This window comes from Rhodococcus sp. 15-649-2-2, assembly GCF_002258645.1.
In the GTDB taxonomy this organism is placed as follows: Bacteria; Actinomycetota; Actinomycetes; order Mycobacteriales; family Mycobacteriaceae; genus Rhodococcoides.
The window spans coordinates 196,104-209,377 of sequence record NZ_NPFM01000031.1 but is presented as its reverse complement, the minus strand read 5'-3'; the positions used below and the strand labels follow the sequence as shown (position 1 = coordinate 209,377).

Genomic DNA, 13,274 nt, shown 5'->3' with positions numbered 1-13,274 from the left:
TGGCGTGTTCTTCACATCGAGGAGCACCTGTACGAATACCATCGGCGTTCGGTACCAATGCGGTCGAATGCTCGTCACTACCAACCAGGGGACAGAAGTGAAACTGATCAGAACAGCTACGGTCGCGGTGGCGTTGACCGCTGCGGTAGCCACCGGAGCGGGCCACGCCGTAGCAGATCCGTCGTCGGACACGGTTAACTACCAGACGTCGGTCAACCCGGATGGATCCGTCAAGACCATCCTCGACGCCGGGCTGTTCCGGGTCGATGCGACGAGCGAGACAGTGTCGATCATCGATCAGTCCGGTGCCACGCTCGCATCGGTTCCGCTGGAGTACACCATCAACGGCACGGTTTACTCGATCGCACCCCTGATCGGTGCCGAGGGTCGCGAGCTGACCTTGACTCCGCAGACTGTTCCCGTCGCCGACGCTGTGGGCCCTCGTACCAAGCAGCAGGCGTTCGACAACATGGTCAACCAGCTGGCAATCGGCTGGAACAACGGCGGCGGCGTCGGTACGGCAATCGGTGCAGGCCTCGGCTTCGCCATCGGCTGCGTGTCCATCTTCCCGAACTTCATTTCCGGTTGCATCATCGGAACTGTGATCGGAACCGTCGCCGGCGCGGTCATCGGAACGGCCAACGGCAACCCGCAGGCACAGCCCGCGGTCTTCGAGTACTTCACCACTCCGTAAGACGCGACAAGCGCTTACAGACGCACACGACACGGAGGGTAGGGCGGCAAGCGCCCTACCCTCCGTTTTACGTTCGGCCGGTCAGCGCCCGGCGCATGGACACGGCCTTGACCATCGTTTCCTCGAACTCCTCATCGGGATCGGACAGTGCCACGATCGCACCGCCGACCCCGTAGGTCACCTCGTGCTCGGTGGCGACGATCGTGCGGATGACGATCGAGAAGTCCGCAGTGCCCGTGATCGAGAAGTAGCCGATGGCACCCGAATACACTCCGCGCGGGCCGTCTTCGAGCTTGTCGATGATCGCCATGGTGCGGATCTTCGGGGCCCCGGTCATGGATCCACCCGGAAACGCAGCGCGGATACAGTCCGCCGCCGACGCGTCGTCACGCAGGCGACCGCGAACCGTCGACACCAATTGATGCACTGGGGCATAGGTCTCGACATCGAACAGCTTCGGCACATGCACCGAACCAGGAATACACACCTGAGCCAGATCGTTGCGGACCAGATCGACGATCATGAGGTTCTCGGCCTTGTCCTTCTCGTTCGCGACGAGGTCGGCCTTGAGTGCGTTGTCCTCTTCGGAAGTCGCTCCGCGTGGACGAGTTCCTTTGATGGGCTTGGACTCCACGATGCGGTCTGCGTCGATTCGTAGGAAGCGCTCGGGTGACGCGCTCAAGACCGACACCTCGGGAAAGTTCAAGAACGCACTGTACGGAGTCGGGTTGATTTCCCGCATGAACGAATACGTTGCCGCAGGGTCGATCGAACCCGCCAACGTAGCGGTGTTCGTCAAACAGACCTCGTAGGTCTCACCGGAGCGGATTTCGGCGAGGCACTGGGAAATCAAATCGAGGTAGTGGGCGCGATCGTGCCGCAGTCGCGGTTCGAGCGAGTGCTCTGCTCCGAGCAAAGGAGTACCGGACGCGCCCATGCCGGAGCGGGCCGCCTGTGCGGATCGACCGGACAGGCCGCGCAGTGTGGCGGTTGTCGAGTCGAACCACTGCGCCAGGACGGGGTCACCGGGCGTGGTGGCCAATCCCATCAGATAGAGGGTGCCGGCCTCGTGGTCGAAGACCAACGCGCGATCCGCGAAGACCATGGAGGCATCGGGGGTGGCAGCTGTATGCACCAATTGTCCGCCGGTGTCGGCCTTCAACTCGTAGCCGAGATATCCGACGTAGCCGAGTCCGAAGGCAAACGGAAGGTCGTGGCGAGGGGGAGTGGCGCGCTCGCGCAATCGATCGTCGATGTAGTCGAAGAACGTGGAGTGAACGCGCTCCTTCGTACCGTCGGCACCCTGCACGGACACCATGGTCTCGGCAACGGAGTAGGTCACGTACTCGGCGTGTGGCCCCGAGCAATCGCCCATGACGGTGAACCTGCATTCGGGCTCGAGTGCTGCGCTGCCGTCCAGCCAGAAACTTTTCTTACCGTCAGCGTAGAGCGTGGCGAAAACCTGTTCGGGATCGAAAGCCTCGTCGAGAGAGCGAGTTTCGATGGTGAACATCGAATCCTGGGTACCTGCAGCACTCGATGCGTTGGACTGCGCCAATGTCAGGTCTCGGAAGTTGGCGAGCAGCTCGCGTCCGTACTCGGTGCTGATGGACTCGGGATGGAATTGCACTCCCCACATCGGCTTGCTGCGATGCCGAACGGCCATCACCAAGCCGTCGGGTGTCCATGCGACTTCCTCGAAGTCGGCGGGTGTGCGTGTCACGACCAGTGAGTGATACCGAACCACCGAGTAGGGAGACGGGATTCCGGCGAAGAGATCGACACCGGTATGAGTGATATCGGTGATCCTGCCGTGCATCGGTGCCGGTGCGAGATCGACACTGCCACCGAACAGGTGGCACAGCCCCTGGTGCCCGAGGCATACACCGAGAATCGGCAGACCGGATTCGGTGATCACTCGACTGCTGATGCCGAAGTCCTGCTCCAGATCAGGGCGTCCGGGCCCGGGGGAGATGACGACGTTGTCGTAGGCGTCGAAGTTCAGAGACGTCCATTCGACGTCGTTCTTGACCACTGTCGGCGGACGGCCGTTGACCTCGGCCAGCAGGCTGTACAGGTTGTAGGTGAACGAATCGTAGTTGTCCACGAGGAGTGTGTTGATGGTCATCGACGTGCTCTACCGTTCACTCTCGGGGCCGATCCCGGCAGCCGGAGAGTCGATGATCAAGTCCTCGACACGACATGCTTCGGCAATCATCGATCGGTACAGCTCTTCGAGGAAGTCGGGGGACAGGCCATTTGCGGACGCGAATTCTCGCGCGCGTTCGGTCACCAAACCGACGCGACCGGGTTGCATCATCGGGATGGAATGTTCGCGCTTCACGTGTGCAACTCGGACACACACATCGATACGGTCTCGAATTGCAGCGCGCAGAACTTCGTCTATTCCGTCCAACTCACGCCTCAGCTCGGCAAGCTTCTGCTCACCTGCAGCGCGATGACCTTCGGATTTCGCCTCGGAGGCAGCTACGCGCAGGGCGTCGTTGGAGCGTTGATCAGAATCCTGGCTCACGAGTTACTGCCCCCTGATGTTTCGACTCCAGTGGTGATGATTATCGGAATGCACCGACAATTGTTACGGCAGCCATTGCCGATCTACGTCCTGCGCGGTAATCGATGCTCGATCATGACACCTCGCGCGGTTTCACCGCCACTCAACAGTATTGGAACCCGCGAAAGCGCGACGACAAACACACCGCCCTCATCCGGAACGTACGTCGAGTTGGAATAGCACAAAAAAACTGCACCGCCGGATTGTTTCCAATCAGGCGGTGCAGACGACGATTCTCATGCTCCGCGGCGCTTGACCTTCAACAAATCCAAGCGCTCTTTGAGGAGTTCTTCCAGCTCGTCCACCGAGCGCCGTTCGAGCAGCATGTCCCAATGGGTGCGCGGCGGCTTGACCTTCTTGGCCTCCGGCGCGGTTCCCTCGATCAGCGACCCTTCGAGACCGTTACGGCAAGCCCAGGTGCCGGGGATTTCCGCGTCGTCGGCGAAGGGGACGTCGAACTCCTCACCGTTGTCGCATCGGTAGCGTGCAACGCGGCGAGGTGCCAGGTCGTGATCACGATCGGTCTCGTAGCTCACGGCTCCGAGTCGGCTACCTCGAAGTACACGATCTGCCATGGTGAAGTCCTCTCCATCGATAGTAGGTACGCGAGTCGGTGTCATCGGTCGACTCCGAGCTACACCGTCTACCCACTGATCTACAACGTCGCCGCGCGTCGGTTCGTTCCCCGGGCCGATGAGCCCCGGTGCGATGCCATCGGCGCAGCTGGTGAATGCATCTTACCTTCCTGTCGCAGTAGGCTGAACGACCATGTCCGTCAGAACTCGCCGTGACCAGACGTGCACGTGGTGCGGACGCCCTGTCGCCGACTCCGGAACCGGACGCAAGCGACGGTACTGCCGTCAGTCGTGTCGCCAACGTGCCTACGAGCAGCGCAGTGCGATGAAGGAAACCTCGATTCCCGACGACGCCGTCATCTTGACGGCCGAAGAGGCGTCGGCGGCGGCCGATCGCGCGTTCGAGGTCCGCTGCGCCGCCGAGGACGTGAGCACCGCGGTCACAGAAGGTGCCGACATCCCGGAGTTGCACCGCTTGTGTGCCGAGCTGTTGACCAAGGCGCGCGATGCGGAGCGGCTGCGCTGAGGAGAACAGCAGGGAACGGCTGGTGAAGCGCCCTCATCGAAATGTGGTTCCATCCTCGTTCACCGGCACCGTGGACAATGGACGGGGTTCGCGCATGTGCGCGGATGAAAGAACACGAAGAGGAGCTCCATGGCGTTCTGGGATCAACTCAAGTCCAAGGCACAGGAACTGAACGGGCAGCTGCAAACCAAGACCAGCCAGTTCAAGAACAAGGAATTTGCCAACGGCAGCATGGCCATGTGTGCGCTCATCGCGGCAGCCGACGGCACCATCGATCCTGCCGAGCGTCAGAAGACGGCAGCCCTGATCGCCGGTAACGAGGCCCTGCGGGTGTTCGAATCCGACGAACTTCGTCAGAAGTTCGACTGGTACTGCGATAAGCTGCAGGGCGATTTCGACTTCGGGAAGGTCGAAGCAACTGCCACGATCGGCAAGCTGAAATCGAAGCCCGACCAGGCGCGAGCCGTCATTCAGATCGGCATCATCATCGGCGGTGCCGACGGTCATTTCGACGATCACGAGAAGGCTGCCGTCCGCAATGCATGCTTTGCTGTGGGAATCGATCCGGCCGAGTTCGAGCTCTGAGACCTTCCGACCGATAGAGGACGAACACTCGATCGCAGCAACGGCGATCGGCGAAGGTGCACCTTCGCCGATCGCCGTTGTCGTCCGCGGACTGTGTGCGCTGTGAAATAACCGGAATGCCGGGATACTTGGGTCACTCCGACTGCATGTGCCGATGTCGTCGATCCGTTGGAGATCCGGTTGCGACCCACCAGCAGAGAGACCGTGCATGACAGTTGCCGCGATCTACCTCGTCATCGCCTTCGGATTGGGCGGACTCGCCATGGCTGTCCGGCTACCTCCACTGGTCGGCTTCCTGGCGGCCGGCTTCGTCATCAATGCTCTCGATGTCGGTGAGATGCCCCAACTCGAACTGATGGCAGACCTCGGTGTTACATTGCTGCTGTTCGCGATCGGTCTCAAGCTGGACGTGCGGATTCTGCTGCGCCGAGAAGTGTGGCTGACGACGTCGATACATCTAATTTTCAGCGTCGTGCTCGGTACCACCGTCCTGTGGCTCGCGGCCGTCGCCGGAATGGCCATGCTGTCCGGGCAGAGCACAACGACGATTGCGTTGCTCGCCTTCGCCATGTCGTTCTCGAGCACTGTATTCGTCGTCAAAGTTCTCGAAGAACGAGGTGAATCGCACGCTCTCTACGGGCGTGTGGCCATCGGAGTGCTCGTGATGCAGGACATCGTTGCCGTGGTGTTCCTTACCGTCACCAGCGGCACACTGCCCAGTCCGTGGGCGGTGACTCTCGTACTCCTGTGGCCCCTGACACGAATCCTCCGGAGGGTGTGGAGCGGGCTTGGCCACGGCGAGATGCAGTCGCTCTTCGGCATCGTGATGGCCCTCGTTCCGGGTTACGCCTTGTTTTCCGCACTGGGGCTCAAAGGAGACCTGGGAGCGTTGATCATCGGCGTTCTCCTGGCGTCGCATCCGGCTTCCTCCGAGCTGTCCCGATCGCTGTTTCATATCAAGGAACTGCTGTTGGTCGGCTTCTTCGTTTCCATCGGCCTGTCCGGTTTGCCCGATGTTCCCAGCCTGGGCGTCGCCCTGCTGATGGTGCTCCTACTGCCGCTCAAATCGGTGCTGTACCTGGCGCTGTTCGCCATGATGAAACTGCGGTATCGAACCGCGCTGCTCGCGGGACTGAGCCTGATGAACTATTCCGAGTTCGGTCTGATCGTCGTCTCGGTCGGAGTGACGACCGGGCTGCTGGCACCGGCCTGGCTGGTGGAAATGTCGATTGCCGTGGCGTTGAGCTTCGTCGTGTCGGCCCTGGTGAACGGTCGGGGACACCTGATGGTGGAGAAGATCGCGGCGCGATTGCCCGATCAGGACGATCAGAGCCTGCACCCGGAGGAACGCTCCGGGGACGCGGGCGACGCCGAGGTCGTCGTGATCGGAATGGGGCGTGTCGGCTTCGCGGCGTATCAGCGACTCACCGAGCATTACAGACTCAGCGTGGTGGGGGTCGACTACGACGGTCCTCGGATTCGTCGACTCGCCGAACAGGGTCTGCGAGTGTTGGAAGGGGACGCAACCGATCTCGATTTCTGGAATCAGCTGCGGCACTCGGAGTCGGTGCGGATCGCGGTGCTGGCAATGCCACGTCACGGAGCCAACGTCACAGCACTCGCCTGTCTCCGCGAATCCGGATTCAGCGGAACCGTCGCGGCCGTCGCCCGCTACGACGACGAAGTTCAGTGGGCCAAGGAACACGGTGTGGACATCGCGTTCAACGTCTATGCCGGTGCCGGATTGGAATTGGCAGATCAAGTGGGACACGGTGCACCAGATCCCGTAGGCGACGCGGTCGACCCCGAGTCCGACAAGCCCCGCCGTCCGGACAGCGTGACATGACCCAGGGGAGTGAGCCTGTTGCGACGAGTCGATGGACCCGCCCGCGTGTACGTGCCGGCAATCCCCTTGGCAGCAATGTCCGACGACAACAGGCCTTGTGGGTCGACACACTTCATGTGACGTCGGTGCTCGTGACCTGCAAGGCCAGCCAGACGATGACGAAACGTCACAGTGACGTAACGAGTTCTTTACAGGGGGACTATCGCGGCGACAAAGCAAGAGTGAAGCATCAGTGCGATTACAGCGAAATAGACAACGCAGGCGACTAAAGAACATCGGGTCGGTAGTCCGCAAGCATTCATCGGTACCCGCGGACGCACGGACGCACGGACGGTCACCGGGCAAGTCAACGGATGTAGGACGAAGACCCCCAGAGCATTGATGGTGGATCGAAACCGTGAACTCGACGATGATCGACAACGTCGACCAGCTACGTTCTTTTGCCGATAATCAACATTATGTCAACTTACGCTGACCGATCGTGCAGTTCGCGCACTCCTGGCCTGCCTAGTTCCCGTGCGAGGTCCAGCCTTCCCCTGCCACTGCCTCTTCCGTGTCGGTTGCGAGAAGCCCGTCGTCAACCGTGTTGGAATCGGGCCGAGAGTCTTCGATCAGCTCACGGGTCGACGTCGGTTCATCGCCGTCGATGGCGGGTTCTTCCAGGCCGGTGTCGTAGTCGTCGTCTGTCGAGGGGTTTCGATCGCTCACGGTGATGGTCTCCAAGTCTGTTCGTAGGTCTGACGTATCCAAATCGACATGGCCCGACAGGAAACTCGATGACATGGAACGCTACCCGCTCGCGACTTCGCGACCCGTGCTGCGCGGCCCACCCGTGTTTCCGGGAGACGCGTCGCCGGCGAAATGCAATGGCCCTCAAAGAATAAGCAAGTCAACACTGGCGGCGAGGCAACATTTATGTCACTCTGTTCGTATGACTACCGGAAAGGCTGACACAGCCTCCATCGCGTGAGCGCCGTGCGGATCCCCTCGACTTCTTCGTCGCACGGGACATTCATCGAAGACCCCCATTCAGAACTCATTCGCAGTGTCGTGTCCGAGCGCGATACCTATCTCGGTCACGGAATGCGCGCCGGACCATCGGATCGACACTCTGCCGAATCTGCTGTGGCACAGCTGTATCGACATGCCGACCTCCCCGTTCCCCGCTTCGTATGGGAACTTTCTCCGGCTGCTGCAGCGGCCCGCATTGCCGAGGACAACCTGGCTTACGCTGTAACCTTTGCCGTCGAGGGCCCCACCTGTGCATCGGCTCGCATCGCGACACTGCTCTCCATTTCACGGTCCCGAATGGACGCATGCATTCGGTTGCCGGTGAGCGAACGGCCACCGCCCCGGTGGCCGATGACGATCCGGTCTCAGGCGCTCAGAGCAGCCCAAGGTCGCACAGCGGCTGCGGTACGAAATCAGCCACCCGAAATGTCGGTCCGCGCGGGCATCGGACTCAACCCGATCATCCGATCGACGGTGTGGGACTCGTTGCGCACCAGCTTGTTCGACGGCGTCGCAGCAGCAATCAGGACATTGATGCCGCCCCTTGTCGGCGGGATCCCCTGGTACGGCCAGCAGGAAGCACACCGCATCGCCTACTACGACATATACCGCCGCCTCGGCCTCGCAACCTTCCAACCACAGGACAACGACCTGCTCGACGCACTTGTTGCCCTGACCGAATCGACGGGATGGTGGTGGGCGTTCGACGACGTCTGCGTCATGTCCGAACGACCGACCGCGCTGCACTCCGAACCCATTCCCGATCGAGTACACGGTGAACGACGGCTGCACCACCACGACGAACCGGCGCTCCAATTCGCTGACGGCAGTTCGGCATACGTCCTGAACGGCACAATTGTGCCGGATTGGGTGGTGCTCGACCCGAGCGTCGAACGCATCACCGTCGAACGCAACGTCGAGATCCGCCGCTCCGCAATCGAACGCATCGGGTGGGACAACTACATCGACGCTGCAGGACTCGCGCTGGTCGACAACTCCGACGATCCAGGCAACGAGGGCTGCATCCTGCAGCTGTTCGCCACCCCCGCCGGCTGGGGCGGCGAGGGTCGAGTGCTTCTCGCTGTCAATGGGTCTCGCGAACGCGACGGCCAGCGCAGACGCTACGGCTTGTACGTTCCAGGTGAATTCTCCTCGGCCCTCGACGCCGCAGGCTGGACCTACGGCCTCAGCGGAGAAAACTACGCCCAATTGCGCCGCCGAACCTGAACCTACTCTCACACAAGGTGACTCAGATGAATCAGAACATGACCCTGTCCGCATTGACATCGATGACCGGCCTCGATGTCTTCGACTATCTCGACAAGGAGATCTCGGTGCCGATCATCGACGGCATGCAAGCCCAAGGCGACCTCATCGTCGTTCCGTATGCGCTGCTCGAAGGCGTCGTCTCCACCGGGATTTGGACGCGCATCGACGCGGTGCCCCTGTCCGGAATCGAGTTGCTGCGCAGCGCAGCGGGCGGAAATCCCCACAGCCTCGTAGCCGACGGCGGCCGATGCACGTGGTCGACACCGGTGAGCGATACGCGGCGTCTGGCGCTCGGAATTCTCGACAACACAGTGACCGCCTACCTGATCCACCCCGAACACGGAGCCACCGGAATTGCCCCGGGCCGCTACGTCATCGGCAGACAACGTGAGCGTGCTCGAGGTGAGTACTTCGAGTCGACGCAGTTGGTCGCCGACTGAGTGCGGCTCGGCCGCGCTGCTCCTTGCCCATTCGGAAATACGGGTGGGCAGGGAGCCACGACCTCAACGTCCGGCAGGGCCGCGTACCAGGGTTCTGCATACTGCGATTCTGAGATGATTGCCCGATGCATCGAATCCGGCTGATCTCCGCGCTCGTCGCGCTGACACTGCTCGCGGCAGCATGCGCCGACGACCCTCCACCCGAGCCGACACCGGTGGTCGTGGCCTTCGACGACGGATGGGGCCAGCTGTTCGTCATGAACATCGACGGCTCCGGCTTGCGTCAGGTCACCCCGACCGTGGGCGAAGACAGCCGCGACCCGAACTACGGGAACGACGCCGCCCTCTCCCCCGATGGCGAGCAACTCGCGTACGCCCGAGGCCGGTTCATCGAGATCCTCGACCTCGAGTCGGGTGAATCGAGGTCGGTGCACGAAGGTGGCTACGAACCGTCTTTCTCACCGGACGGATCCAAGATCGCATTTACCTCGAACGGCAGCATCGACATCATGAACGTGGACGGATCCGACGCACACGTCATCGCGCAAGAAGAGTCGGCCTTCGGAGCGACATTCTCCCCGGATGGTTCACGGGTCGTCTACGTCACCGGCGGCTACCTGAACGAAGTGTCTGTCAACGGCGGAGAATCGACAGTGCTTCTGCGCGACCAGTTCTGGAACTCCGACCCGGCCTTTTCGCCCGACGGGTCGACACTCGTCTTCTCCAGTAACCGAGGCGGTAACAACGGCTCCGAGATCTACGCAATGCCCTCCGGCGGAGGGGAAATCACTCCCCTCACCGATACCTACGCCGTACATCCGAAGTTCACGCCCGACGGCTCGCGCATACTGTACGACCGGGCGGTCACACAGGCGGGTGAACTGGTGACCGACGTCGCTACCGGCTCTCAGCCTGAGATTGCATCGATGAACCCCGACGGGTCCGACCAGAAACGGCTGACTCCACGCTCTCTGAGCGGTCAGATGCCGACCGTGGGCGGGGGGCGTTGATCCGCGAGCGACAATCGCTGTTGCTGTGGAGTGATGATGGGCAGGTCGTCGAGGACGACCTGGCCGTCATCACCGTTGGATCGGTCAGTCAGTGCAGCGGACAGGCGGTATCGAATGTGTAATCGGCGAGCTCGGTCAGGCGGGGAAATCCGCGCTACGAGACAGCGTTTCGTTCGACCGGATGTCGCCCAGGTTCTGTTCCAGCGCGTCGATCACGGCGTCGTACCCGCTGTTACCCAGGATCAGCCGGCGTGGCGGCGGGTCTTGGGCCATCGCTGCGATCACCGCACGGGCACCGCGACGCGGATCGCCCGGTTGCACCCCGTTCATGCCGACGAAAGCGGCACGGACCTCGTCCAGCATGTCGTGGTATTCCGGAATCGCTTCCGCGACGGGCTCGTCGGCGAATCCGGTGTAAGCGTTCGTGCGGAAAGCCCCTGGTTCGACCGCCAACACGGAGAGACCCTGCCCGGCGACCTCCTGGCGCAGCGCGTCGGTGATGGCCTCGATCGCGTACTTCGTGGCGCTGTAGTAGCCGAATCCGACCGCCGCCAGAAGCCCGGCCACCGAGGACACATTGACGATCCACCCGCTTCCGCGGGTGCGCATACCTGGTAGCACTGCTCGCGTGACGGACAGTACTGCAAAGAAATTCAGCTCGAACATCGCCCGAATCGAGGTTTCGTTCATTCCCTCGATCGATCCGTACCAGCCTCGGCCTGCGTTGTTGACCAGCACGTCGATGCCGCCGAAATGCTCTTCGGCTGTTCGTACGGCCCGCAGTACCTGTGCCGCGTCGGTGACATCCATGGGCACGACGAGAATGCTGTCACCGTACTTGTCGGCCCACGAGGCGAGTTCCCCTGGACGCCGGGCGGTGAGTACCACGCGGTCCCCCGCCTCCAGCGCCACCTCGGCGTACGCCATACCGAAGCCGCCTGGTGTGCCACCGGTGATGAACCATCGTCTGCTCATGGCTCGATCACCAACCGGTTGATCAGTGCGCCGTCCAGGGTGAAGCGATAGTGCAGATCGACAACTCCCCCTGGGAAATTTCCTTCCAGGTGCTGCGTGACGTCGACAGTGTTGCCGGTCGTGGTCGCTCCGGTGAACTCTGTTGTGTAGGTGTACTCACTCTCACTGACCGAGGCGGTCAGCCAGGCCTCGATCTCGTCGCGGCCCGAGTGGTCGTGGCCCTCATCGGTCACCACGGCATCTGCGGTGAACACGGTGAGGGCTCGGGTGCCTTGGCGGGCGTCGAGTGCGGTCATGAACTTCTGTACGGTGTCCGGGAGTCCATCCCATTCTGTGGTCATGACATCACGGTGACGCCTCCCCCAGGGGGAAGGTCAACACTGGGTCGGCACACCGGTGAACTTGCCCGACACTCGCCTTCACGTGCCCTGGGAAACACTCCCCGCGGTTGCCGGGACAGACCGCAGAAAACAACGAGCGGACTCCAGCCGATCGGCGTCGTAGTGATTCCATTTCGCGGCAGGGACATCCTGGCGTCCCACTTCACGGAATCCCCGTCGGCCGAAGAAATCTGCAGCCTCACCGCTGACGGTCACTGCGAACAGGTTCGCGATCCCCCGCTCGCGACAGAGATCCATCAATCCGTCGATCAGTAGGCCCCCAGCGCCGAGACCGGAAAACTCTGCGACCGTGATCAAGCCCGACACCTCGCCGAATCCTGTCCCGGCGTATCGGTCCACCTCGAGTCCGACGATGCCGGCCAGGTGCCCAGTGCGCAGAACCCGAGCACCGAGCCCTCCGGCAGCCATCCTCGCGATCTCGATTCGGCTGCGCCGCTTGAGAACCCCTTCGCGGACTCCCTGCGCGACCAGCGCCTCGATTGCTGGAAAATCGTCCACCTGAAGCGAGGCCAAATGGAGGTACCGCCCCTGGGTCAGGACGGTGCCGCGGCCGTCGAAGGTGAACAGCTCGAATTCGAGATCTTCTGCACGGCAGAGGTTTACGCTGTATGCACCGCCTGCAAGCGCGTCCTGTGCCGCGTACGGGAAATCCTCGAGCCCTCGTTCGGCCAGGTGACTGGACAAACGTTCGCGGTGCACGTCGATATCCGCGAAGCTTCGAGGTGGAGTCCCCCAGCCGCCGCCCGGATCGGTGAGCACCATCTTGGATGCCCGAACGCTTGCAGCTACAGACCCGGCCGTGCGCGCGACGTCGGAAGCCTCGGTCCCGATCACGACGCATTCCGAGTCCGCGATAGCGAGCCACAGACGGGCAACTGCCTCGTCGGTCCACGCCGTCGAACCGTCCATGGCCAGACCACCGATCGCAGTGGCGGTCTTCGAAACGCAGTCGGAAGGAACGACAAAAATGAACCGCGTATCCCCCGTACCGAACTCACCCACCGTGCGGCTGACTGCTTGCAGCCCAGCGGCGCTCACGACGGGTAAGGCAACCACGATGGTGACCCCACGGAACTCTTCGATGAAGAAGTCACGCTCGGAAACAGGTACGCCACTGGACGTCAGTTCGACCGCAGCCTCCAGCGGTGCAGTCCGTCTCGTCCTCACTGTGCGCGGATTTGCTCGAAAGTCGTCGTTCGTCATGATTGCTTCAGTCTGGACTGTTCCCAGTGCACCCCGCAACGCGTCCGAATCTCGGTACCTCTTAGGCGGAGTCGACCGAAACTAGTCAGCGATCGTTGGACGGGGCTCGACTCGCCGCAGCGGACGTCGCTTGTGTGCCTGGTTCCGGTGACCAGTACCCGTACCGC

General features: G+C 62.0%; 14 protein-coding genes. 7 read left to right on the top strand and 7 right to left on the bottom strand.

All coding sequences use genetic code 11. From position 1 onward, the window contains the following. Positions 1–97: 97 nt before the first annotated feature. Positions 98–694 (top strand): hypothetical protein, encoded by a 597-nt coding sequence (locus tag CH305_RS21855; protein ID WP_032377910.1) that lies wholly within the window; start codon positions 98–100, stop codon positions 692–694. Positions 695–761: 67 nt separating this feature from the next. On the opposite strand, the gene pabB is transcribed toward CH305_RS21855, so the two are convergent. The 3 genes from pabB to CH305_RS21840 form a co-directional block, all read right to left on the bottom strand. Then, positions 762–2,822: an aminodeoxychorismate synthase component I gene (pabB, locus tag CH305_RS21850; RefSeq protein ID WP_037150415.1), complete on the bottom strand. Its 2,061-nt coding sequence runs from the start codon at positions 2,820–2,822 to the stop codon at positions 762–764. A gap of 9 nt (positions 2,823–2,831) precedes the next feature. Then, complete coding sequence (locus CH305_RS21845; protein WP_179278373.1) at positions 2,832–3,227, bottom strand: chorismate mutase family protein; 396 nt, start codon at positions 3,225–3,227, stop codon at positions 2,832–2,834. 275 nt (positions 3,228–3,502) lie between these two features. After that, positions 3,503–3,841, bottom strand: coding sequence for an RNA polymerase-binding protein RbpA (locus CH305_RS21840; protein ID WP_027497120.1), 339 nt, complete (start codon positions 3,839–3,841; stop codon positions 3,503–3,505). 193 nt (positions 3,842–4,034) lie between these two features. Between CH305_RS21840 and CH305_RS21835 the strand changes: the two genes are divergently transcribed. The 3 genes from CH305_RS21835 (at position 4,035) to CH305_RS21825 (ending at position 6,798) form a co-directional block, all read left to right on the top strand. Then, positions 4,035–4,367, top strand: coding sequence for a hypothetical protein (locus tag CH305_RS21835; RefSeq protein WP_032403441.1), 333 nt, complete (start codon positions 4,035–4,037; stop codon positions 4,365–4,367). A 129-nt stretch (positions 4,368–4,496) separates the two neighbouring features. Further along, complete coding sequence (locus tag CH305_RS21830; protein WP_027497122.1) at positions 4,497–4,952, top strand: tellurite resistance TerB family protein; 456 nt, start codon at positions 4,497–4,499, stop codon at positions 4,950–4,952. 208 nt (positions 4,953–5,160) lie between these two features. After that, a complete protein-coding gene (locus CH305_RS21825) occupies positions 5,161–6,798 on the top strand; it encodes a cation:proton antiporter family protein (protein WP_032403442.1) in 1,638 nt (545 codons plus the stop codon). A gap of 507 nt (positions 6,799–7,305) precedes the next feature. On the opposite strand, the gene CH305_RS21820 is transcribed toward CH305_RS21825, so the two are convergent. Next, positions 7,306–7,506 (bottom strand): hypothetical protein, encoded by a 201-nt coding sequence (locus CH305_RS21820; RefSeq protein WP_143545326.1) that lies wholly within the window; start codon positions 7,504–7,506, stop codon positions 7,306–7,308. Positions 7,507–7,764: 258 nt separating this feature from the next. Between CH305_RS21820 and CH305_RS21815 the strand changes: the two genes are divergently transcribed. The 3 genes from CH305_RS21815 (at position 7,765) to CH305_RS21805 (ending at position 10,528) form a co-directional block, all read left to right on the top strand. Further along, entirely contained in the window at positions 7,765–9,036 is a 1,272-nt protein-coding gene (locus CH305_RS21815) for a DUF6745 domain-containing protein (protein ID WP_094704883.1), read from the top strand. 26 nt (positions 9,037–9,062) lie between these two features. Then, entirely contained in the window at positions 9,063–9,518 is a 456-nt protein-coding gene (locus CH305_RS21810; protein WP_094704882.1) for a hypothetical protein, read from the top strand. A gap of 125 nt (positions 9,519–9,643) precedes the next feature. Then, positions 9,644–10,528: a PD40 domain-containing protein gene (locus CH305_RS21805; protein ID WP_094704881.1), complete on the top strand. Its 885-nt coding sequence runs from the start codon at positions 9,644–9,646 to the stop codon at positions 10,526–10,528. A 135-nt stretch (positions 10,529–10,663) separates the two neighbouring features. Here the strand turns inward: CH305_RS21805 and CH305_RS21800 are convergent, their stop codons facing one another. The 3 genes from CH305_RS21800 to CH305_RS21790 all read right to left on the bottom strand — a co-directional run bounded on the left by CH305_RS21800 (position 10,664) and on the right by CH305_RS21790 (position 13,107). Continuing rightward, positions 10,664–11,503 (bottom strand): SDR family NAD(P)-dependent oxidoreductase, encoded by an 840-nt coding sequence (locus tag CH305_RS21800; RefSeq protein ID WP_094610349.1) that lies wholly within the window; start codon positions 11,501–11,503, stop codon positions 10,664–10,666. Beyond that, positions 11,500–11,844, bottom strand: a complete 345-nt coding sequence (locus CH305_RS21795; protein WP_255182736.1) for a nuclear transport factor 2 family protein — start codon at positions 11,842–11,844, stop codon at positions 11,500–11,502. The genes CH305_RS21800 and CH305_RS21795 overlap by 4 nt, the downstream gene beginning before the upstream one ends. A 78-nt stretch (positions 11,845–11,922) precedes the next feature. After that, positions 11,923–13,107 (bottom strand): GNAT family N-acetyltransferase, encoded by a 1,185-nt coding sequence (locus CH305_RS21790; RefSeq protein ID WP_094705234.1) that lies wholly within the window; start codon positions 13,105–13,107, stop codon positions 11,923–11,925. Positions 13,108–13,274: the final 167 nt, after the last annotated feature.

Bases quoted from the DNA above. Each gene is read 5' to 3' on its own strand.
- CH305_RS21840 (WP_027497120.1), bottom strand. From the start codon at position 3,841: ATGGCAGATCGTGTACTTCGAGGTAGCCGACTCGGAGCCGTGAGCTAC.
- CH305_RS21795 (WP_255182736.1), bottom strand. From the start codon at position 11,844: ATGACCACAGAATGGGATGGACTCCCGGACACCGTACAGAAGTTCATG.
- CH305_RS21810 (WP_094704882.1), top strand. From the start codon at position 9,063: ATGAATCAGAACATGACCCTGTCCGCATTGACATCGATGACCGGCCTC.
- CH305_RS21835 (WP_032403441.1), top strand. From the start codon at position 4,035: ATGTCCGTCAGAACTCGCCGTGACCAGACGTGCACGTGGTGCGGACGC.
- pabB (WP_037150415.1), bottom strand. From the start codon at position 2,822: ATGACCATCAACACACTCCTCGTGGACAACTACGATTCGTTCACCTAC.
- CH305_RS21825 (WP_032403442.1), top strand. From the start codon at position 5,161: ATGACAGTTGCCGCGATCTACCTCGTCATCGCCTTCGGATTGGGCGGA.
- CH305_RS21830 (WP_027497122.1), top strand. From the start codon at position 4,497: ATGGCGTTCTGGGATCAACTCAAGTCCAAGGCACAGGAACTGAACGGG.
- CH305_RS21800 (WP_094610349.1), bottom strand. From the start codon at position 11,503: ATGAGCAGACGATGGTTCATCACCGGTGGCACACCAGGCGGCTTCGGT.
- CH305_RS21805 (WP_094704881.1), top strand. From the start codon at position 9,644: ATGCATCGAATCCGGCTGATCTCCGCGCTCGTCGCGCTGACACTGCTC.
- CH305_RS21790 (WP_094705234.1), bottom strand. From the start codon at position 13,107: ATGACGAACGACGACTTTCGAGCAAATCCGCGCACAGTGAGGACGAGA.